Source organism: Salinarchaeum sp. Harcht-Bsk1, from assembly GCF_000403645.1.
Classification (GTDB): domain Archaea; phylum Halobacteriota; class Halobacteria; order Halobacteriales; family Salinarchaeaceae; genus Salinarchaeum.
Genome location: NC_021313.1, coordinates 1,388,891 through 1,411,360 on the forward strand (window position 1 = coordinate 1,388,891; position 22,470 = coordinate 1,411,360).

Here is a 22,470-nt window from a genome sequence, read left to right on the forward strand (position 1 = left end):
CCATGCCAGCAACGAAGACGATCCCCCAGGCCGCCGAGGACGCGATCCAGACCAGAATCGAGGGGGCGCCCGACGAGGAGCCGGTCGTGCTGTGGTGGGACGATGGCGGGCACCTTCGCGAGATCGTCGAGAGCGTGAGCGACTCGCTCGGCTGTGAGTTCCACGCCGCCGAGACGACGCCCCTCGAACTTCGCGCCGATGCGCCCCGCGATCGAACCGTCTGGTACGTTCCCCAGGCACCCGACGACGACGTGGACTGGTTCCGGGACGTCGAGAATACCGGTGGCGTCGTCGAGGCTCACATCGGGAAGCTCGCGGCCCGCTGCTTCCAGAACGACCGCATCAACGCCGCCTCGATCCGGACGGCCTACGAGAGTTCTGACGAGAGGGACCGCGAGCAGATCGCGCGGACGCTCTACGACGCGCTCGACGGCGAGGGCGGCCTGCCGACGCTCCAGAGCCTCCAGACCCAGATCGTCCTCGACGGCCACGACGATCCCGTGGCGTTCGTCCTCGAGCACGGCGAGGCGAACCTCCCCGAGGATACCGACGACCTGCTGGAGATCCGCGACCTCCTGGTCGACGACGGCGTCACCGCCGTCGAGGGCGTCACCGAAGCGGGGGCCCTCGTCGAGCGAACGCGACGCTGGGCCGTCGCGGAGTGGCTCGTCGACGAGGGGCTCGACCCTTCGCTCCTCGAGTCCGGCTATCGGCCCGAACCCGATTCCGGCCTCGGCGTGTCGCGACCCGAGCTCCAGTCGATGCTGAGCAAGACCGAGCGCAAAGCGGAGCTGGCCGAAACCTATCTCGATCCGGGCGCTCGCTACTGGCACGACGTACTCCGGACGCTCGACGATCCCTGGGAACTCGCGGACTGTCCCGTCGACGCCGCGCTCGAGCACGAACTCTGGGACGCCTGGACGCGAGCCTTCAACGACGGCGAGTACGATACCTGTGCGGACCGGGCGACCCGGCGCCACGAGCGCCTCGAAGCGACCTACGACGACGTCCCCTGGACCGTCGTCTGGGAGCAGGCGATCGACGTCGCAAACCTCGCCGCGGAGCTCCAGGACTGGGCGGAGAGCACCGACGTCGACGACGTCGTCGAGGTGTACGGCGACGTCGAGGATGGCACCTGGCAGATCGACAACGCGGTCTTCAACCTCATCACCTCGGGCGAGCCCGAGTCCGACCTGCCGGAAGAGCATCCGGCGACGGCGTCGCTCGACGACCTCCGGACCTCGCTCGTGGAGTCCCGCTACCTCGAGTACCTCGGCGACCTCGGCGATCTCGTCGTCGACCAGATCGAGACCGGATCGCCCTTCGTCGGCGAGAACTTCGCCCACCAGTTCTTCGATCAGGAGCAAGAGCACCTCCAGAGCGGGCAGAGCGTCGCGCTGTTCGTCGTCGACGCGCTCCGGTTCGATCTCGCCCACGAACTGGCCGAGTCCGTCCGGCGGGCACTGCCGGGCCTCGAGGTCGACGAGAGCGCCTGGGTCGGCACGCTCCCCTCCGACACTGACTTCGGAAAGGCGGCGCTCACCCCGGGAAGCAAGTTCAGCTTCAACGTCACGCTCGACGACGGGGAACTCGTCCCGGAGCGCAACGGCCGCAAGATCACGAACTATCAGCGCGAGAAACTGCTCACGGACGACGGCTGGAGTTACATCATGCAGAGCGATGACGAAAAAGTGGGCTGGGGCGAGAACCGCGTCGCGTACTACTGGAACGACCTCGACAAGGCCGGCGAGGAGGAACTCACCGACTTCGAGCACGTCTTCAGCGATCGCATCGAGACGATCTCCGAGATCATCTGCGAGAAGTTACAGAAGGGCGAGTGGGATCGCGCCTACATTCTGGCGGACCACGGATTCGTCTCCCTGCCCCGCCAGATCGACATCGACGACATCCATCCTCCTGACGGAGCCGAGCACGTCACCAGGCGGTGGGTCGCCGGCGAAGACCTCGACGACGACGGTCCCGGCGTGCTGCTCGACGAGAACGCCCACCTCGGGTACCTCGACGGCGAGACGAAGATCCGGGCGCTCGCAGATCCGATCCAGCGGTTCCGGAACCAGGGCCTCCCGGATGCCCGGTTCTATCACGGGGGCGTGCTCCCCCAGGAGTTCGTGCTGAACTTCGTGACGATCACACAGGAGTAACTCATGTCTGCACCTACAGTACCACGGAAGGCCCAACTCGACAAGGAAGAGCGCGAGCACCTCGAGGACGTCGTCGCCGACATGCGAGAGCGCGTCGAGGACAACGTCCGCTTCCAGCTCACCCAGCACGCACTCGACGACGAGCCAGAGGATCGCTCGGCCCTCGACGAGGAGGCCGAGCAACTCGTCGAGGCGATCGAACTCGAGGCCGTCGACGGCAACACCTGGGGAGAGGCCTTCGAGCAGTACGTCACCGGCGTCGGCTACACCATCGTCAACCGCCTCGCCGCCCTGCGCTGCATGGAGGTCCGGGACTTCGTCGACGAGGAGGTCACCGTCTTCAAGGACAACGGGCTCACGCCCGCAGCCGAGACGCTCGTCACCGAGGAGTTCCTGCTGGAGGACGAGGCGATCCTCCAGGCCTACCACGACGCCTGCGACGAGCTCGCCGCGGAGATCGAGATCCTCTTCGATCGAGAAACGGCGTACAGCCAGGTCGATCCCGACGACGACACGTTCGAGGACCTCTGTCGGATGCTCGATTCAGTCCCCGACGAGGTCTGGCGAGCCGACGACGTGCTCGGCTGGGTCTATGAATACTACAACGTCAAGCTCCTCGACGACCTCCGGCGGAAGGGAGACCGCACGGGTCTGGATCCGGAGGACGTCCCGCCGGCGAATCAGTTCTACACGCCCCACTGGGTGGTCCGGATGCTCACGGACAACTCGCTGGGGAAGCTCTATCTCGAACACACCGGCGAACTCCAGGACGTCGTCGAGACGCAGGAAGCCCTCTCACCCGACGAGCGCAAGAACCGGCCGCTGTCTCCCGACGAGTCACCGGATATTGCGGACTTCTGCACCTACCTCGTTCCCTCCGAAGAAGAGGGCGAGCCGACGGACTTCGACCATCCGCGAGAACTCCGCGTCATCGACCCCGCCTGTGGGAGCGGTCACTTCCTGCTCTACGCCTTCGACGTCCTCGAGCGCATCTGGCGGGCCGAGACCGATCTCGCTCCCGAGACGATCCCGCGGAAGATCCTCGAGCACAACCTCTACGGCGTCGACCTCGACATGCGCGCCTGTCAGCTCGCGGCATTCAACCTCTACCTCAAGGGCCGAACGCGAACCGAAGCCGAGGGCGCCGACGGCTTCGACATGCCCGAAATCGGCATCGTCTGTGCTGACGCAACGATCGCCGATATCGACGGCGTCGAGGCGGTGTTCGAGGAGGTTGCCGGCGACGATCCCGAGGTCCAGCAGGCGCTAGAGCGTATCCTCGACGCCTTCGAGGAGGTCCACGGTCTCGGTAGTTTGCTCGATGTGCGCGGCACCCTCGGCGACCTCTTCGAGGACGATGCCGAGATCGGTGGCACGCAGCTGACCCTCGGCGACGACCCCCGCGAGAGCCATACGCTCTCCCAGGTGCTGCACAGCCTTCGCGGGGCAGTGGAGGAGCACCGCGATGCAGACTCGTTTTTGGCCCAAGATCTCCGAAGCTTCGTTCGGTTGCTGGACATTTTGGCCCAAGAATACGACGTTGCGCTGATGAACCCGCCGTATGGGTCACGGAACCGAATGCCGGATTCGGTGAAGGAGTACGTGTCCGAGCACTACACGTACAAACCGGAGTTCTACATCAACTTCTTCGAAGTGTGTGACACGCTCGTTACTCGCGAAGGCCGAATCGGGATGCTAATTCCTCGGACGTTCATGTTCAAGACGAGCTTCGAAGGATTCCGCGAGGATTTCGTGGGCAGCCGAGGAAATTTCGAGTTCCTCGCCGAGTTCGGAATCGGGATTCTGGACAACGCGACCGTTCGAACCGTTGGAACCGTTGTTCGTTCTGGGGACAGCGCAAATACGGCTAGGGATGGAACATTCATTCGGCTCCACGACGTCTTAAAAGGTAAAAAAGAGGAATTCTTCCTCCGAGCCGCCTTCGAGGCCCGCGTTGACGGAGACGGTGTGACGAGGAAATACACTCGCGAGATGTCGGAGTTCAACGTAATCCCCGGCGCCCCGCTCTCCTACTGGGTATCACGGGACATTCGAGAAATTTACGGGGCAAACACCGTATTCGACGAAGGAAACGCGAAGGTCGGAGCAGAAAGCTTGGGCTCAGTGAACCAGGGAATCGCTTCCGGGAACAACGACCGATTTGTGCGGCGGTTCTGGGAGACGCCGAACGAAGACTGGGTGCCGTTCGCGATGGGTGGAAAAGACGCGTGGATCCTCCCCAAGCTGAACGAGATGCTGATCTGGGGGAACGAAGGCAGCGAGCTCAAAAGATGCGAGTCCGGGAACGGTACTCCGAACGAGGAAGATTACTTCACGGAGGGGTTGACGTACACGTACATCAAAGAGGGAGGGCGCCGGTTCGGATTCCTACACGAAGAGTCAGTGTTTAGCAACACGGGGTTCGTCTTCCTCCCCAAACACAGTCTCTGGCACCTCCTCTCCTACACCAACAGCAGTCTGCTGACCTATCTGATGATCGCACAGACGACCGGGCGTCACTGGAACGCCGGTGAAGTTGCCAAACTACCCTGGGCCGCCGAGGTAGGGGAGGAGGAGACGCTAGCTGAACAGGCCAAGGCGATGCTGGGGGTCATGCTCGCACGGCGGAAGGAGATGCCCGACTCACCCCACTACGAAGCGCCGGGGCTTCTCCGTGTGCTACAGGAGTACTCTTCAGAATCGCCGTTTGACCACCCACACAGAACACTCCTCTCGGAAGTGGCGAGCTATCAGACGGAGGCGAGTACGTCGCGCGCAGACTCTCTCTGGGAAATGGGGATTGCGCTAGCCAAACATAGGGCGGAGATCGAGGCGTCACTTGAGACGATGGCACGGGAGATTGACGAAACCGTGTTCGAGATATTCGGAATAGAAGATACTGCTCAGCAGGATGTCCTCACCGAGATCGCGCTGCGAACGAACGAAGACCCCCGGAGTCGGAACGTTCCAGACCCTGCTGAGGTGCAGGAGATACCAGACGATTTCGAGCAGGATGTCAAGGACCTCGTCCACCACTTCGCGATGGAGGTCGTCCGGGAGGAGGACGACGGCATCGTTCCACTCCAGGGCGTCAATGGTCAGCCGGGTATGCTGGACCGCATCGTCGACCGGTTCAAGCATGCCTACGGCGAGCTCGCCGAGGACCGATTAATCGAGGTTGACGAAATTCTCGGCGCCGAGTCCGCCACCGAGGAGGCCTACCCCAACCTCAGCCGTTGGATCGCCGAGGATTTGTTCGATTACCACGTGAGCCGGATGGAGAACTCGCCTATCGTCTGGGAGCTCACCACCGGGCGCCTGCTCGCGGACTCAACCGGCGAGGGCTTCGCGTGCTTCGTCGACTACCACAGTCTCGACGCAGGGCTGTTCGACCGCCTCTCGAACCAGTACCTCGAACCGCGGAAGGCCGAGCTTCGGGAGCGTCGTAGCGCCGCAAATCGCCGTCGAAATGACGACTCGCTGTCGGCGAGTGAGCAAGCCCAAGCCGCCGAGCTGTACGAGCGATGTGCGAGTGGCCTTGACCAGATCACCGTCTTCGAGGACGTCCTCCAGGACCTCGGCAGCACTGACGAGCGGGAGTTCGACCAGAAGGACCGCCGTCTCGTCGAGGAGCTGGCGCCGAAGGTCGCCTCCTTCCGCGAAGCGACCAAAGAGCGGGTAGAAACACTTGCAGCGCTCCGGGATCGCAACGGCGAAGAATGGTTCCAGGACACGTTCTCCGACAACTTCTGGGAGGCCGTAGACGAGTGGCGAGACGAGTGGATCGACGCCTTGGAAGACCTGGCGTACGCCTGCGAGCAGTATGCCGAGCCCGCCGACGAGCCTGTCGAAGCCCATCTTGCCGATCTCTTCGACTACTTCAACTGGCGACTCAAGGGCTCGGACCACTACTCAAGCACGGGCATTCTGTTCATGACGTACTACTTCGAGCGGGAGGGCGCGCCCTTGCTCGACGAGGACGGCCAGCCGTTCGACAACCTGACCGACGAAGAACGGAACCTTGCTACGCTTGCGATGGGCCTCGACGACCCGTCGATCGTGGACGATGAATACCTCGAAGAGATGGCCGAAGAGGAAGGAGTCGAACACGTAGACGACCTCCCGCCACTTGCCCAGTTCAAGGCCCTGGCCGAGGAGATCGACGATCGGTGCCAGACGATCGATCAGCGGATTCCCGACGAGTGGTCCGATCGCGCACTCTCCGAGATCACGACCGCCGGCTACCAGCCAAACCACAAACACGGCGTCGAGATCAACATCACGCCGCTCGCCGAGGTGGAGATCGTCCCGAAGACCGTGAACGAAGACGTGCTCTGAGGACGGTGATGGCGGAGCAGGGTTCCATCCTCCCGCGCGAGCCGCCAGTGGCCTTATTGATCATGGCTGTCGTTTGCAGTTGGTAATGAGTCGGAACGCGGGGCACGTCGACGGGGAACTGGCGGAGTTCGCCGTCGCCGCCGATCTCGTGGCGAAGGGGTGTCGGGTGTCGTACACCCACGGCCAGTACAAGTACGACCTGATCGCAGACAGGGACGATGAGTTGCTGCGAGTCCAGGTCAAGAAGGCCAACCAGGACAACGACAAGCCCTGGAAGTACAGGATCTTCACCGACCGGTACGAAGAAGGGGACGTCGACCTCTTCGCCGGATACATTCCTGCGCTGGAGGAAACGTTCTACACGACGTTCGAAGACGCGGGATCCAGGTTCAGGATCAACACCAAATCACGCGAGCAGTTGATACCCGAAAACCGGAGCCAAGCGAAGCTGCTCGATGACTTCACGTTCGAACGGGCCGTGACGGAACTGGAACGGGAGTAGCCACAGATGGATTCACTCAACCCTGGCGACGCCGTGCGCCTCAATGGGACCCCAGCCGAGGTCATCAAAACGTACGCTGTTGGCGATCTCGAGTACATCCGAGCATACGTCGATGGAGACGGCGTGAAGACCGTCTGCATCGACGACGTCGAGATCGAGCCGAAGCCGGACCAGCTCGCTGCGCTGGACCCCGCCACTGCCGACGACCTCCACCCCGACCACGACGCCGTCTCCGCCGAGTGGTTCGATCTCCGTTCTCAGGCCCTCCAGCTCCAGATCGCCCACGAGCAGGGGCAACTGCTCAGCATCTCGAATTCACGGGTTCGCCTCGAGCCCTACCAGCTCGCCGCCGTCAACTGGGTGATGCAGAAACTCCGGCAGCGCGCCCTGATCGCCGACGACGTCGGGCTCGGGAAGACCATCGAGGCCGGCCTGATCCTCAAGGAACTTACCGCTCGAAATCGGGCCGATCGCGTCCTGTTCGTCGTCCCCGCGCACCTCCAGAAGAAGTGGATTCGAGATATGGACCGCTTCTTCGACGTCGACCTGACGCCCGCCGATCGCCAGTGGGTCGAGGGCGAGCGTCGACGGCTCGGCGAGGAGGCCAACATCTGGGACCAGGACCACCAGCGGATGGTTGCCAGCCAGGCCTTCCTCCGCCAGGACGAGTTCCAGCCCGCGCTCGATGAGGCCTTCTGGGACGTCGTGATCGTCGACGAGGCCCACAAGGCCGCCAAGCGGGGCGAGTCGCCCAGCGAGACCTCGAAGATGGTCGAGCGGGTCGCGGGCAACTCCGATTCCTGCCTCCTGCTCAGCGCGACGCCACACGACGGCAAGGGCGAGGCGTTCCGCTCGCTCGTCGAGTACGTCGACCCGTTCCTCGTCGCCGAGGATCGGGAGCTCTCGAGGGAGGCGGTCGACCGGGTGATGATCCGCCGCGGGAAGCAGACGATCTACGACGACGACGGCGAGCGGATCTTCCCGGATCGGACGGTCAACACCGTTCCCGTGGAGATGACCCACGAGGAGCGGCAGTTCTACCAGGCCGTCACGGAGTACGTCCAGCACGTCTACAACCGCTCCGAGCAGCTCAACGAGCCCGCAGTCGGGTTCGCCATGGCGCTGATGCAAAAGCGCCTCGTCAGCAGCGTCGGCGCGATCCAGGCCACGCTCAGCCGGCGGCTGGGCGACCTGGTCGAGGAGCAATCGACCGCCACCAGTCTGTCTGCGGAAGCCACGGCGTATCTCGACGGCGAAGATCTCGACGAGGCGGACAAGCAGGCCGCAGAGGACGAACTGTCGGCGCTGACCGTCACCGAGAGCGACGCCCAGCTCGAGGAGGAGATCGAGACGCTCCGCGACCTGGTTGGCCTCGCCGAGAACATCTCGGTCGACTCCAAGGGCCAGAAAGTTCGCCGCTACGTCCAGCAGTTGCTCGAGGAGCAGCCCGACGAGAAGCTCCTGCTGTTCACGGAGTACCGCGACACGCTCGACTACCTCCTCGAACTGGTCGAGGACGAACCCTGGGCCGACGAAATCCTGGTCATCCACGGCGACGTCGACAAAGCGGACCGCGCCCGTATCGAGGACGAGTTCAACCACGGCGAGTCACGGCTGCTGTTCGCCACCGACGCTGCCAGCGAAGGGATCGACCTGCAGCACAGCTGCCACATCATGGTGAACTACGAACTGCCGTGGAATCCGAACCGCCTCGAGCAACGGATCGGCCGAATCCATCGATACGGACAGGACAAGGAGGTCAAGGTCTGGAACTTCTCCTTCGAGGACACTCGCGAGGGCGAGATCTTCGAGATGCTCCAGAACAAGGTCGAGAGCATCCGCGGCAAACTCGGGAACACCGCCGACGTGCTAGGGATGCTCGACGACGTCGACGTCGACTCCCTGATCATGGAATCGATCCGGAACGAGGAGCCGCCGGGGGCGACGAAGGAGGAACTCGAGGAGCTCATCGACGAGCGACAGCGGACGCTCCAGGAGTGGTACGAACGCAGCCTCATCGACACGAGCACGTTCGACCAGGAGAGCCGCGAGAAGATCCAGGAAGTGATGGATCAATCCGAGGACGTCTACGGCTCGGAGGCCGATATTCGCGAGTTCGTGGAACGGGGTGTGGAGGCCCTCGGTGGCAGCGTGGAGACGACCGGTACCGATCTCTTCCGGGCGGAACTCCCCGCATCGCTCCGGACGGGAATGGAGGAGGAGTACGGGCCGTTCACGTTCAGCCGTGACTTCGCGATGGACCACGACGGGATCGAGTACGTATCGCCGGACGACGACCTCGTCCAGCGCCTCATGCAGGAGGTGCTCGAAAGCGACCGGGGGGACGTTGGGCTGAAGCTGCTCCCCTTCGTCGACGAACCGGGGATCGTCTACACGTATCGCCTGAGGTTCGAAGACGGTACTGGGGCGGTCATCCGAGAAGAATTGCTCCCGGTGTACGTCGATGCTCGCCACCAGGACACCCGACAGCGATTGGGAGAGCGTATCGTAGCGGGCGATAGCGTGACAGGCACTCACGACGCGGACCGTGTCCGATCGCTCATTCAGAGCCAGGAACAGTTGCGATCGGCCGCGGATCGCTACAGTAGTCAGACGGTTCGCTCCCTCCGTGAGGAGCTACACGAACGACGACGATCGGAGACGCAGCAGGAACTCGACGATCTGGAAGCATACGCCGACACCGAGCGCGAGCGGATTCGAGCGTTCATCGACGAGTACGAGCGGAAGGCCGACGCTGGCACGGACATGGACATCGCCATCCGAGGACAGCGAGATCGACTCAGCAAACTCGAACAGCGGATCGAGGACCGTCGGGAGGAACTCGAGCGGAAAGCACAGGTCATCTCCCTTGCACCCGAAGTCGAAAGTATCTGCCTCGCGCTCCCAGTGTGAGCTACCGGGGGAATCGGTTCCCCACCATCATCGGCCCACCCGATCGAGTAGGCGAGTTCGATCCTCCAAGGTACAATGGAACTGCTGACCCGGTGAGTCACATACAAGCCCGTAACCGAACGCGTCGAATCTCTCCGCACTGACGGCGTCTTCGATAGTCCAGAATAGCAACGACGTTACTCGTGGGAAGCCTGCCAGTGCGGAGAGCTACTCGACGACATTCGGTATCTCCCGGAGGACCGAACACACTTCGTTGGAAATAGTATTCGAAAAAGCAGGACGAACGGTACACCACCGCATCTGGTCGGCGGCCCGACGCGTCCACCGTCGTCGACGGCCAACAGCGACTGACGACCGTTCGCATCCTGCTGGCTGTCGCGACGGGTTGGATGCTGCAGTCGAGACCACTCTCGAGGAATCGAACGCGGTCCGAGTTCCGAACGATCGGCCTCGACTGCTTCCCCAGGATCAAGATCGGGCGTTCTTCCGCGACAGCGTGCTGGGCGATCGATCGCTGACGGCCGATACGCCGTCGCAGACTCGACTCGAGCGAGCGCACAGGGACCTCCGCGACGAGTTCCGAGAGTCGGGGTCCGAGAGCGACGTTTCCAAGCTGACCAGCCGGCTGCTCTACGACTTCGAGATCGACGTCGTCGAGGTCGACGACGACGCCGGAGCGGCGTCGATTTTCGAGAGCACCGACGATCGGGGGAAACCGCTCTCGTCACTCGAGGACACCAAGAGCTTCCTGATGAACGTGGACGATCGGGCCGCTGTCGATCGATCGCTCCGGAACGAGAGCAACGATCGGTTCGGTGGGCTCTACCGCGAGCTGTTCGTTCTCGAAGACGGTCACAGCCACGTCGACGACTTCGACGAGGACAGTCTCCAGCAGTCCACTGGGGCCCTATACGATGGGTTCGACGCAGACGAGTACTGCAACAATTTCGACACGCTACAACAGCCCCTGTACGAGCCGTACCGCTACGCCGACCACGACGACGTGACACGTAGTTGCGGACGCGAATTGGCCCAGGGAGCCAGTCCACACCAATCCAATCGGTTCCTCAGTCCACGAATTCGACGCCGGTGAGCTCGAAGCAGGCGCCGCCGTCGGCGCTCTCACAGACCGTGACCTCCCACCCGTGGGCGGCGGCAATCTCCCGAACGATCGCGAGTCCGAGTCCAGTGCCACCGTCGGATCCGGAGTGGCCCTCCTCGAAGATCCGATCCCGATCCGTCTCGGGAACACCGGGCCCGTCGTCCGCCACGTACAGTCCCTGGCGGTCGTCGAGGACGCCGACGGTGATCCGAGCGCTGCCGTCGCCGTGCTCGACCGCGTTGTGGAAGAGGTTCTCCAGGAGCTGGCGCAGCCTGGTTCGATCCGCCAGAATCTCGCAGCTCCCGTCGAAGTCGAGGGTCGCATCGGTGTCCCGGATCGTGCGAAAGCAGGTCTCCGCGACCGTCGACAGCGCCACCGGTTCCGTATCGATCACGGCCTCGCCGGTCTTCGACAGGACGAAGAGGTCGTCCAGCAGCTGTCGGATGCGATCGAGTGCGTACTGAACGTCGTCGAGGTCGGCGTCGTCGTACCGCTCCTGGAGGAGCTCCACGCGGCCGGTTGCCAGCGCCAGCGGGTTCGTGACGTCGTGAGAGACGGCTCTCGCGAACTGGTCGAGTCGGTCGTTCCGTCGTTCTAGCTCCCGTTCTCGGTCGAGCGTCCGGAGCGCCGTCCGGGTGTGGAGGACGAGCAGCTGGGCGAGCTCGAGGTCGCGCTCGTCGAAGGCGCCAGGGCGATCGTCCGTGACCTGGAAGACGCCGTAGTCACCGACCGGAACGCTCAGCGCCGCGCGAATGGCCTCGGACTGTGGGGCGGCCGTCTCGTCGACAGCTGCGTCGTCGACGAGGTAGGATTCGCCCGTTCGGTACGTCTTGCCGGCCAGCCCCTCCTCGACGGGCAGCGACGGCCGTTCCTCCAGCGGGACGTTCTCGGACATCGATCGCACGTGGAGCTTGCCGTCCGCTTCGGTCGCGATTGCGGCGCTGCCGAAGTCCAGGAGCACCTCGGCCGCCTCGATCGTCCGGTCGTAGATCGCCTGCCGCGAGTCGGCTCCGACGAGTTCGGTCGCGGTGCGGTGGAGGTCGGCGATCTCCTGTTCGTACTGCTTCCGTTCGGTGACGTCCGCGTTGACGGCGACGAAGTGTTCGATCTCGCCGTCGTTCGTGACGGGCGCGATCGTCTGGTGTGCCACGTACCGCTCGCCCGATTTCGTCGTGTTCACGATCTCGGATTGCCAGACGTCGCCGGAGAGAATCGTCTGCCACAGATCCCGGTAGTACTCGCTGTCGTGCTCGCCCGATTTGAGAATGCTCGGGGTCTGCCCGATGGCCTCCTCGGCGGTGTATCCCGTCTTCTCCTCGAACGCCGGATTCACGTACGTGATCGTGCCGTTCGGCTCGGTCCAGTAGATCGAGTGCCCGGACGCCTCGACGGCCCGCTGATAGCGGCGGAGTCGTTCTTGCTCCTGCTTCCGATCGGCGAGATCGGCGTAGATGGCGTAGGTTCCGGTGGAGGTATCGGAGACCTCGAAGGGGAACACGCGGAGGAGAAACTGGCGGGGCCCGTCGTGGGTCTGGCGACGCACTTCGGAGACGACCGGTTCGCCCTGAAGGACCTGCGCAGTGATCTCGTCGTGGTGACGCTGTGATTCCGAATCGGGCGGGACGATCGCCTCCGAAACTGGTTCCCCGATCACCGCCTCCCGGTCGTGGCCGAACAGCGTCTCGAACGTGTCGTTCACGTCCTGAATGATCGGCGTCCGGTCGTCGAACTCGATCTCGATGACCGGGTCGGTGGGATTCTCGAAGAGCGCCTCGCGACGGTCGCGCTCCTCGCGGAGTCGCTGTTCGCGCTGCTTGCGATCCGTGACGTCCTGGACGACGCCGAGCGCGTGGACCGGCTCGCCGTCATCGTCGAAATCGACCTCTGCCCGCTCCCGGACCCAGCGGGTCTCGCCGCTCCCGGTCAGGATCCGGTGTTCGATGTCGTAGGTGTCGCCCTTGAGGGCGCGGTCCCAGGACTCCAGGACGTGGTCTCTATCGTCGGGATGGACGTACTCCAGGAACGACTCGAAGGTCATCGACACGTCGTCCGGGAGGTCGAAGATGTCGGCGACTGCATCCGACCACACGAGGTCGTCCTCGACGAGGTCGTAGTGCCATCGCCCGAGGTCCGCCATCTCCTGTGCGGTTCGGAGCTGCGATTCGCGGCGCTCGAGGTCGCGCTGGGTCCGGGTTCGTTCGACGTGCGTGGCGATGCGGTTCGCGAGTAGCTCGTACCGTTCCGTCCCGGTTCCCTTCTGGAGGTAGTCGGAGACGCCGGCAGAGATGGCTTCGCTGGCGACCTCCTCGCTCCCCTTGCCTGTGAACAGGACGAACGGCAGCGACGGGTAGTCCTCGCGAACGGCCTCGAGCAGTTCGATGCCGTTTCGACCGGGCATGTCGTAATCGGAGACGACGCAGTCGTAGTCGCCCGCATCGAGCAACTCGAGCCCCTCGCTAGCCGAGGCGGCCGGTTCCACCTCGAACCGGTCGTCCTCCCGCTCGAGGAACTCCGCCGCCAAGGACGCAAAACTCGAATCGTCCTCGACGTGGAGGATCGAAATCGATCTGGCCATGCCGCGTCGCATTCCTCGACGCTCTTGAGATTTTAGGCTGGAGCAATCGAAGCGGGGGAATGGTCGAGTCGCCCGCCAGCGGCGCGACGAATCGGTGCAGGATCGACGCGGACGAGTTGCCGCCGGCGTGCTGGGACCGAGCGATCCGGTGATAGCGGCTGGGCCGCCCGGATCCGGCCTAGGTTTACCCGCTGGTACGTCGACAGTCCATCCATGGCCACGGAATCGGACTCCCTCGTCGACGGCATCGCCGACGCGGCACTCGCTGGCGTCGCCCTGCTGCTCACCGGCGGCGTCTCGCTACTCGGGATCATCACCGCGGAGGCGCTCCACCCCGACTACGCCACGACCCAGGAGATCAGCGACCTCGGCTCGACCAGGCCGCCGGATCCGGTCAGCTACGAGCCGACCGCCACGATCTTCAACGCGACCATGCTGGTCTCGGGGGCGCTGGTGCTCACGGCCGCGTTCTTCCTGTATCGCGACGGCCGCCGGCGAGCGCTCTGGCTGCCACTCGGCGTGTTCGGACTCGGCATCTTCGGCGTCGGCGTGTTCCCCGGCGACGTCACGCCCTGGCACGGTATCTTCGCGCTGCTGACGTTCACGAGCGGCGGCATCGCGGCGGCCCTCTCCGCCCGAGCGGTGTCCAAGCCCTTCGCGTACGTCTGTCTGCTCTTCGGCGGCTTCTCGCTGGCGTCGCTGGTGTACGCGATCTTCCTCGGCGACACCGGACCGCTCGGCGACCTGGAACTCGGCGGCATCGAGCGCTGGGTGGTCTACCCGCTGCTGGTGTGGGTGGCGGGGCTGGGTGGGTATCTGCTGGGCGAACGCACGGACGCAGCGGACCACACGACCTGACCGGCGGCGACGGATCACGGATTCCCGGCCCGATCAATCGAATCCGACGTCGTCGACATCGCTTCGTGCGTCGCCAGGCCCACCAGCGAAAGCTCCTCGAAGCCTGCGTATTCGGCTGCAGCCACGTTTATCGGCGAGGGCGCGACAAGGAGGTGTATGAACCCGAATCGAGCCGAGGGCGTGCTCCTGGGGCTGGCCTGTGGCGACGCCCTCGGACGACCGGTCGAGTTCGACTCGCCCGAGCAGATCGCCGACGAGCACGGGACGCTCACCGATATGGTCGGCTTCGGAACCTGGAACCAGCCGGCCGGCACGCTCACCGACGACACCGAACAGGCGCTGTGCATCGCCAGCAGCGTCGCCGAACACGGCTCCTTCGACCCCGCAGACGTCGCGGAGCGCTTCCGCACCTGGTACGAGTCGGAGCCCTTCGACGTCGGCGTCATGACCCGGCGATCGCTCGAAGCGCTCGACCGCGGGGCGGCCTGGGACGAGGCGGGCCAGTCCGTCTGGGAGGACAGCCCCGAGGGACAGAACGCCGGCAACGGGAGCGTGATGCGGTGTCCGCCGCTCACGATTCCCCTCCGGAACGAGCCCGAACGGCTCGTCGAGGCGAGCAAGCAGTCCTCGCAGATCACCCACGCCGATCCACGGTGCACCTGGGGCTGTGCGGCGCTGAACCTCACGATCGCCGGGTATCTCACGGATCGAGAGGCGCCACTGCAGTGGGCGCTCGACCGGATTCGATCGGACGCCCCCGACGAGCTGGTCGACGCGCTCGACCCCATCGCCGCCGGCGAGACGCCCGACTCGCTGTCCACGTCGGGCTACGTCGTCGACACGCTCCAGACGGCGCTCCACGACGCCATCGCCGCAGACTCGGCCAGCGACGCGATCGTCACCGCCGTGAATCGCGGCGGCGACGCGGACACGATCGGCGCCGTGGCGGGTGCCGTCGCCGGCGCCCGGTTCGGCGCGGTGGACCTCGACCGCGAGTGGCTAGTGGCGATCGACGAGACGGAGGCGATGCGGAGTCTGGCGATCGCGCTGGTCTGAGCGAAGGTCGGTGTAGATCGGGAGTTCGAATTGGTTCCTCTGGAGGAGGATCCGACCTGCGACGTCTTCTGACATACATCGAAGGGACTCAGAGATACGACTCGGCGCGTTGTACGACTTCGTCGAGGTGAGAGACGGACTCGCGTGAGACGGTGCCGACCCTGACAGTAGGGCAAGAACTGTTGCCTGCTTGGCACACACGGTAAACCTTCCAGCCCGTTGGCTCCTCTTTCAGTCCAACGCCGACAGCACTACCACAACGAGGACAGCTTCGATCGTCGACTCGACGTACCAGCACAACGATAGCTCGCCCCGGCTTAGAATTTCAACCTGCGGGCCCAGTAGTTATTTGAAGGCGATCTTCAAATCAACGGGATATGGCATACGATGGGCCGAAAATCTTTCTGGCGCCCTACGGAAGCAACGCGGCGCAGGAGAACTTCCAGAAGACAGTTCTGGAAGGCATTTCGGCCGAACGTATAGCTTCGTTTACTGATTTCCCCAACGAAGAGACCGACGTCGTCCGGTTGTGGGGGACGAAGTCGACGGTCAAAGGATCGTGGAGAAAAATAGAGCCCGGTGACTACCTCCTATTCTACCTCGATGGAAGCTATACGCACTCCGCGGAGGTTCTGGGAACCGAGGAGAACGAAGAGCTAGGTCGCGATATCTGGCCAAATTTCGACGAAGAACCCTGGAGTCAGATCATCTATCTGGAGGCCCCAGTAGCGATCGACGTTCCGTCGGAGAACGTCCACGAACTCGCTGGGTACGATCGGGACCACCCACAAGGATTTAGCTCGCTCCACGATCTGGGCGTCGGCGGCATTCGCGGACAGTACGGTTCGGTCGAAGCGTTCGCCAACGGAGGGGATCCTATCGAACGACGGTCGGCGGTACGAGCTGGTGTTAGCGATGCCGACAGCGCGATCGACGTTCATAGGGAACCCGAAGTCGATTTCGGGGACAACCTCCTCGATGGGCTCTACTTCCCAGACGGTCGAGGCGAAGAAATTCTCGACCAGGTGGCATCGGCCTTCGACAGTGGAAAGCACGTTATCTTCACCGGACCGCCGGGGACCGGAAAGACCGAACTCGCACGCCGAGTCTGCAGCGAACTTGTCGAAGACCACCCCGACGTATACTCGGGGCACCAGATAACGACCGCTACGGCCGACTGGTCCACCTTCGAGACTGTCGGCGGCTACATGCCCACAGAATCCGACGGCGAGAACCTCTCGTTCGAACCGGGACAGGTTCTCCGCCGGTTCAAGCAAGACGGACAGCAACGCAACGAACTGCTCGTCATCGACGAGATCAATCGCGCCGACATCGACAAGGCATTCGGTCAGTTGTTCACGCTGCTTTCCGGTCAATCGGTCCAACTCCCCTACCGCAAACAGGGGGAGGAGATTGTCGTTCGACCTGCAGACGCTGACGACGGCGAAGCCGCGGATCACGAGTACGTCATGCCGGCGTCATGGCGTCTCATCGCGACGATGAACACGTACGACAAGACCTCGCTATACGAACTCTCCTACGCGTTCATGCGGCGCTTCTCGTTCGTACACGTCGACGCGCCGACCGTCCCAGAGGATCGCGAGGATCGCCTCGCACTCCTCGCCGAGTACACCGCTGCGTGGGACCTCGATCCAGACGAGGCGATCCTCGACGCAGTCGCAGAGATCTGGCGTGTGCTCAACAGCGGGAACGAGGACCGGAAAATCGGGCCGGCAATCGTCCAGGACATCCTCAGAGGGATCGAACACGGGCCGCACAGAGACGAACGTACTGCAATCACTGCAGCCGTCGCCAATTACGTACTGCCGCAGCTGGAAGGGACCCGTCGTCAAGAGACAATCGTCAATCGGCTTTCGAGAGTCGAAGCGGTCGATCGAACGCGCCTGATCGATCTCTCGGAGGACGTACTGCAGGTCGAGATCGATGGATAGGGCCGAACTGATCGACTCGGTGGCGGAGGACCTCTTCGCCTACGTGATGCACGGCACGATGCCCGAAACGCACGTCGCCGAGCAGATCAAACCGAACGGTCTGGACGAGCGGTTCGAGGACTTCGACGCCCTCGTCGACCTCCATTTTATCCTCAAACCGGAAGTGATCGACTTCGTCGAGGCCCTACCGCATCGAATTCGAAGCATCAAGACGCAGACGAAGAACGTCTCGACGGCGAGTCGAGGCGAGATCGACGGCCGGATCGACTGGGAGTCCACGATGACCACTCGAGCGTCGAGTGCGCCCGGCGATCGATCACTGTTCGTCTGCGATACGCGTCACGAGAGCTACGACGTCGACGAGAACGTCGTGCTCAAGCGGCTCCTCTCGTTGATCTACACGACGCTCGACGACGCCGAATACTACCTCAAGCAGGAATATGACTGGGTGACGGATCGTTGGCAAGAGAATCTCGAACTCGTCGATCGAATGCGTGATCTCTTCGAGCGGAACGTCCACGTCACGAGAATTCGTGCACCGGAGCGGTACGAACCGACGGATCGTATGTTGCAGCGTGCCGATGGAGCACGGAATGAAATCTACCGGGAGGCTGCGGCCTTGCTTCGGGATCACCAAGCGAGCCGTCGTGGGGACGTGGATGCAATTCGAACACTACTCGCAGACACGGCGATCACGCCGGGAGACGAGGAGACGCTCTTCGAACTGTACGTCCTCTTCCAGTACGTCAACGCCATCGAAGACCACAAAGACGGTGATGCAACCGTCTCGACGATCCAGACAGATCGGCAAGAGGTGGCCCGAATTGAGAGCGAGGACGGCTCCGACGTGGTCCTCTATCACGATAACTCGGGGCGCGACGACATTTCTTTCATCACGCATCCGCGGGAGAAGGCCGAGAGCGACCTCACGCGATCGGAGCGAATCTACCACGAGACCCAGAAAATCACCAACCGATACTTCAAAGACAGCGACTTTCAGGTGCGGTCGAATCGGCCGGACGTCATCGTCCTCGAGATTCAGCGAGACGACCAGTACGAATATCTGGTGACCGAGGTGAAAAACTCGATTGGAAGGCGAACGATCCGGAATGGAATCACCGAGACGCTGGAGTATCTTGCATTCCTTCGACGGGACGACCAACTCGTCTACGAAGAAGAGACCCCATTCGGCACGGGCTGGAACGGTGTCCTCGTGGTTCAGGACATGGAAGAGCAAGACACTGCATCTCTGCACGAGCAGGAAACCATCCGAATTCTCCAAGCCTCCGAACTCGATACTGCGATTCCGGAGTTATTGGAGCGCGTGCTGTAGCAGTGCAGCGTCCGGGTCGAGCCAATGTGCATTGTTCCCAACTCCTTCCCAGATTATGACCCTGCACGACCAACACTTATTGAAAGCTGCCACGAACTAGCACGGCATGGCGCACGTCCCCGAGAACGTCAAACAGTTCGTCTGTTCGAGTTGTAACGTCGTCCACGCCGGCACGCCGATTCACCAAGCGGACGGCACTCACTCCTGGGAGGAGCCACCGGCCTGCGGTGCCTGCGAGGGCGAGGAGTTCGTCCCGATGGAGCAGTGGATTCGTCACCACGAGTGACGCCCAGTCCGAGGCGAGTGCGGTCGGCGCCGAGCGACGGGACTGGCGGCGTCCGGCCCGCCTACTGACGAGACGCACCCGCAACGAGGCAGCGGCGCTGCCCCGATCAACTGGCCCCGGAGCGCTTCGAGGAGCCCGGCGGTCGCGTCGAGTTACAGAGCGTCCACCTGACGACAGTGATTATAGAAGCAGGCTTACTAATACGGTATTCCATCAGTAGTCTGTAATCTTTGAAAGGGCGAGTCGGATTCGAGATACCGTAGAATCTGGTGTCGAGATGGGTTTGGACCGCGGAATCTCGTATATTGACCAATACCGAAATTTACACAGTTTCTTCGGGAATCGCAGAGATATATAGTAATATCACCGGATTTCGGAGCCATTATCCACGATTGATTCGTATTCGCCCGATTATAATTCGTATCGCAATAATAGCGCCGGTACTAAACATCAGTGGTATATGAGTTATTTACTATTGTCATATTTCGGCACCAGTGCAGCGCTCAGCAGACGCTGCGCTGATCACCCGGCCACGAAATTCGGTAGACCTATTTACAGCGGTACCGGTGTAATGGCCATGCGACCGACGGACGAACGCCGACGGCCGACGCCCAGGAACGATGAGTGACGATCTGCCGCCGGCCGAACGGAGCAAAGTGGGCCGCCTGATCGCGGAGAACGACCTGTCCGGCGCCGGTGAGACGCTGGAGCGCCGGTGGACCGGCGAGGCTGGCGAACGCGCGAGTCTGCGCGATCTGGCCGACTGGTTCAACCAGCGGGTGCTGGAGGCAGTCCTGGCCGAGCACGACCGGCAGCCTGCCGCGGAAACGACCGAGACGACCTATCGGCTCCTCACCGACGACGAGGTCGGCCCGACGGCGCAGACACAGACCAGGCGCGACCTCGAACGGAAGGGGATCGACGTCGACGACCTCGAAGCCGACTTCGTCTCCCACCAGGCGATCCACACGTACCTGACGTCCTACCGGGACGCGTCGCTCGAGGACGACGTGCGCTCGTCGAGCCTGGAAGACGTCGAGGAGGCCATCGATCGGCTCCAGAGCAAGACCGCGACGGTCACGAAGTCGAACGTCGAGCGACAGCGGGCGGCGGGGAACGTCGACGTCGGGGAGGTCGACGTGATCGTGACGATCGACGTCGTCTGCACCGACTGTGGCGACTCGTTCACGTTCGGCGAACTGATCGAGGCAGGCGGCTGTAGCTGCGGCGACTGACGCCCCGGGTGGCCGCCGGATCGTCCCGGACCGGTAGGTTTTATGCCGAGAACCGACGTGGAATATACAATGAGTTCGCAGGGAGCCTCGAACGCGTACTACGACGTCGAGGTCGAAAATATCGGGGGCATCGAGGAGTCCCACCTGCGGTTCGCGCCGGGGATCACGATCCTCTCGGGCCGAAACGCGACCAACCGAACCTCCTTTCTACAGGCGATCATGGCCGCCCTGGGAAGCGATCGAGCCTCGCTCAAGGCCGACGCGGAGGCGGGTACCGTCTCGCTGACCGTGGACGGCGAGACGTACGACCGCGAACTGTGGCGCGAGGGCGACGCCGTGTTGACGGACGGAGAACCGTATCTCGAAGAGCCCGACATTGCCGACCTCTTCGCGTTTTTGCTGGAGGACAACGAGGCCAGACAGGCCGTCGAGCAGAACGGCGACCTGCGCGAGGTGATCATGCGGCCGGTCGACACGGACGCGATCCACGCGGAGATCGACGAACTCACCGCCGAGAAGGAGCGACTCGACGACGAGATCGCCGACCTCGACGAGGCGAAGCGCCGACTGCCCGAGCTCGAGGCGGAACGGTCCCGGCTGGAGGACGCCATCGAGGAGAAGCGCGACGCGCTGGCTGACGCGGAAGCCGAGATCGACGAGGCCGACGGCGGGATCGAGGAGACGCGAGAGACGAAGGACGAACTGGAGGGGAAACTCGCGGAACTGCGGGCGGTCAGATCCGAGCGGGAGGACGTCCGCTACGACCTCGAGACCGAGCGCGAGAGCCTCGCGTCGTTGCGGACGGAACGCGAGGACCTCGAGGCGGAACTCGCGTCGCTGCCCGAGATGCCGGCGGGCGAGCACGGGGAGATCGAGGCGCGCCTCGAAGCGCTCCGGGACCGCAAACAATCGATCTCGTCGGACCTCTCACAGCTCCAGACCATCGTCCAGTTCAACGAGGAACTGCTCGACGGTGCGGACAACGACCTGGTCGAGGCCGTCACCGAAGGGGACGCCGCGGACGGTGCCGAGTCGAGGTCCCCCACCGACAGACTCGTCGATGACGCCGAGCAACTCACCTGCTGGACGTGCGGCAACACCGTCGAGCGGGCGCACGTCGAGTCGGTCGTCGACGGCATCGAGGAGCTCCGCCGTGAGAAACTGGCGGAGCGCAGCGACGTCGACGAGGAGATCGGCGACCTCCAGTCCGAGAAGCAGGAGCTCGAGCGCCAGCAACAGCGCCACGAGAAGCTCCAGCGGACCCTCGATCGACGGACCGAGGAGATCGAGGACACCGAGGAGCGGATCGAATCCCTCGAGGCGCGGAGCGAGGAACTCGCCGACGAGATCGGATCGCTCGAGGCGGAGATCGAAGCGCTCGAACGGGAGGAGTACAGCGAACTGCTGGAGCTACACACGGAGGCCAACCAGCTAGAGTTCGAGATCGACCGCCTGGAGGACGAACTGGCCGCGACCACCGGGGAGATCGAGTCGATCGAGGAGCGCCTCGACCGGCGAGCCGACCTCGAAGACGAGCGAGCGGACGTCGTCGCCCGGCTGCGCGACCGCCGGACGCAGATCGACCGGACCGAACAGCGCGCCGTCGAGTCCTTCAACCATCACATGGACGACGTGCTGAACGCCCTGGAGTACGAGAACGTCGAGCGCGTCTGGATCGAACAGCGAGAACGCGAGGTGCGGGAGGGCCGTCGCACCGTCGCCAGGAGCACGTTCGAACTCCACGTCGTGCGGGAGACCGAGTCCGGCGAAGCCTACGAGGACACCCTGGAGCACCTGAGCGAGAGCGAGCGGGAAGTGATCGGCCTCGTGTTCGCGCTCGCGGGCCACCTGACCCACGAGGTGTACGAGGAGATGCCGCTGATGCTCCTGGACTCCCTCGAGGCGCTCGACAGCGAGCGCATCGAAGCGCTCGTGGACTACCTCGAGGAGTACGTCGATTCGCTGGTGATCGCACTCCTCGAAGAGGACGCGGCGGTCTTCGAGGACGCCGAGGACGTGACGATCTGTGAGTTCTAGGCGGACGTCCGGACGACGTGGACGCCTCCAGGCACCCAGTGATCCGCCTCGTGCGATTCGGCGAAGCGCACGGGAGCGCCTCGAGGCGGCAGTGAACGACGGGAATCGGGGAAGCTAAGGG

The 22,470-nt window shown here is 63.4% G+C and carries 14 protein-coding genes; 12 read left to right on the forward strand and 2 right to left on the reverse strand.

Annotated elements, in window-relative coordinates:
- Positions 1 to 2 precede the first annotated feature (2 nt).
- The 5 genes from pglZ to L593_RS06370 all read left to right on the forward strand — a co-directional run bounded on the left by pglZ (position 3) and on the right by L593_RS06370 (position 11,008).
- Positions 3 to 2,162: a BREX-5 system phosphatase PglZ gene (pglZ, locus tag L593_RS06350; RefSeq protein ID WP_020446113.1), complete on the forward strand. Its 2,160-nt coding sequence runs from the start codon at positions 3 to 5 to the stop codon at positions 2,160 to 2,162.
- A 3-nt stretch (positions 2,163 to 2,165) separates the two neighbouring features.
- Positions 2,166 to 6,500 carry a BREX-5 system adenine-specific DNA-methyltransferase PglX gene (gene pglX / locus L593_RS06355; protein WP_020446114.1) on the forward strand — a complete coding sequence of 1,445 codons (4,335 nt, stop codon included), beginning with the start codon at positions 2,166 to 2,168 and terminating at the stop codon, positions 6,498 to 6,500.
- 85 nt (positions 6,501 to 6,585) lie between these two features.
- Positions 6,586 to 7,002 (forward strand): group I intron-associated PD-(D/E)XK endonuclease, encoded by a 417-nt coding sequence (locus L593_RS06360; protein ID WP_020446115.1) that lies wholly within the window; start codon positions 6,586 to 6,588, stop codon positions 7,000 to 7,002.
- Between the two features lie 6 nt (positions 7,003 to 7,008).
- The gene (locus tag L593_RS06365) at positions 7,009 to 9,915 is read left to right on the forward strand and encodes a helicase-related protein (RefSeq protein ID WP_020446116.1); all 2,907 of its coding nucleotides are present in this window, start codon (positions 7,009 to 7,011) and stop codon (positions 9,913 to 9,915) included.
- Between the two features lie 496 nt (positions 9,916 to 10,411).
- Positions 10,412 to 11,008: a hypothetical protein gene (locus tag L593_RS06370; protein WP_144060719.1), complete on the forward strand. Its 597-nt coding sequence runs from the start codon at positions 10,412 to 10,414 to the stop codon at positions 11,006 to 11,008.
- Here the strand turns inward: L593_RS06370 and L593_RS06375 are convergent.
- Positions 10,983 to 13,592: a PAS domain S-box protein gene (locus L593_RS06375; RefSeq protein ID WP_020446118.1), complete on the reverse strand. Its 2,610-nt coding sequence runs from the start codon at positions 13,590 to 13,592 to the stop codon at positions 10,983 to 10,985. The genes L593_RS06370 and L593_RS06375 overlap by 26 nt on opposite strands.
- 213 nt (positions 13,593 to 13,805) lie before the next feature.
- Between L593_RS06375 and L593_RS06380 the strand changes: the two genes are divergently transcribed.
- Both L593_RS06380 and L593_RS06385 read left to right on the forward strand, forming a co-directional pair.
- Positions 13,806 to 14,450 carry a DUF998 domain-containing protein gene (locus L593_RS06380; RefSeq protein WP_020446119.1) on the forward strand — a complete coding sequence of 215 codons (645 nt, stop codon included), beginning with the start codon at positions 13,806 to 13,808 and terminating at the stop codon, positions 14,448 to 14,450.
- 156 nt (positions 14,451 to 14,606) lie between these two features.
- Entirely contained in the window at positions 14,607 to 15,506 is a 900-nt protein-coding gene (locus L593_RS06385) for an ADP-ribosylglycohydrolase family protein (protein WP_020446120.1), read from the forward strand.
- 656 nt (positions 15,507 to 16,162) lie between these two features.
- Here the strand turns inward: L593_RS06385 and L593_RS15920 are convergent.
- On the reverse strand, positions 16,163 to 16,639 hold the full coding sequence (locus L593_RS15920; RefSeq protein ID WP_187292663.1) for a hypothetical protein: 477 nt from the start codon (positions 16,637 to 16,639) through the stop codon (positions 16,163 to 16,165).
- Here L593_RS15920 and L593_RS15925 point away from each other — a divergent pair.
- The 5 genes from L593_RS15925 to L593_RS06410 all read left to right on the forward strand — a co-directional run bounded on the left by L593_RS15925 (position 16,532) and on the right by L593_RS06410 (position 22,349).
- Positions 16,532 to 17,458: an AAA family ATPase gene (locus L593_RS15925; protein ID WP_187292648.1), complete on the forward strand. Its 927-nt coding sequence runs from the start codon at positions 16,532 to 16,534 to the stop codon at positions 17,456 to 17,458. The genes L593_RS15920 and L593_RS15925 overlap by 108 nt on opposite strands.
- Positions 17,451 to 18,791, forward strand: coding sequence for a hypothetical protein (locus L593_RS06395; protein ID WP_020446122.1), 1,341 nt, complete (start codon positions 17,451 to 17,453; stop codon positions 18,789 to 18,791). Before L593_RS15925 ends, L593_RS06395 begins: the two co-directional genes overlap by 8 nt.
- A 106-nt stretch (positions 18,792 to 18,897) precedes the next feature.
- On the forward strand, positions 18,898 to 19,077 hold the full coding sequence (locus L593_RS06400) for a hypothetical protein (RefSeq protein ID WP_020446123.1): 180 nt from the start codon (positions 18,898 to 18,900) through the stop codon (positions 19,075 to 19,077).
- A gap of 620 nt (positions 19,078 to 19,697) precedes the next feature.
- A complete protein-coding gene (rdfA, locus tag L593_RS06405; protein WP_020446124.1) occupies positions 19,698 to 20,312 on the forward strand; it encodes a rod-determining factor RdfA in 615 nt (204 codons plus the stop codon).
- A gap of 69 nt (positions 20,313 to 20,381) precedes the next feature.
- A complete protein-coding gene (locus L593_RS06410) occupies positions 20,382 to 22,349 on the forward strand; it encodes an archaea-specific SMC-related protein (protein WP_020446125.1) in 1,968 nt (655 codons plus the stop codon).
- Positions 22,350 to 22,470: the final 121 nt, after the last annotated feature.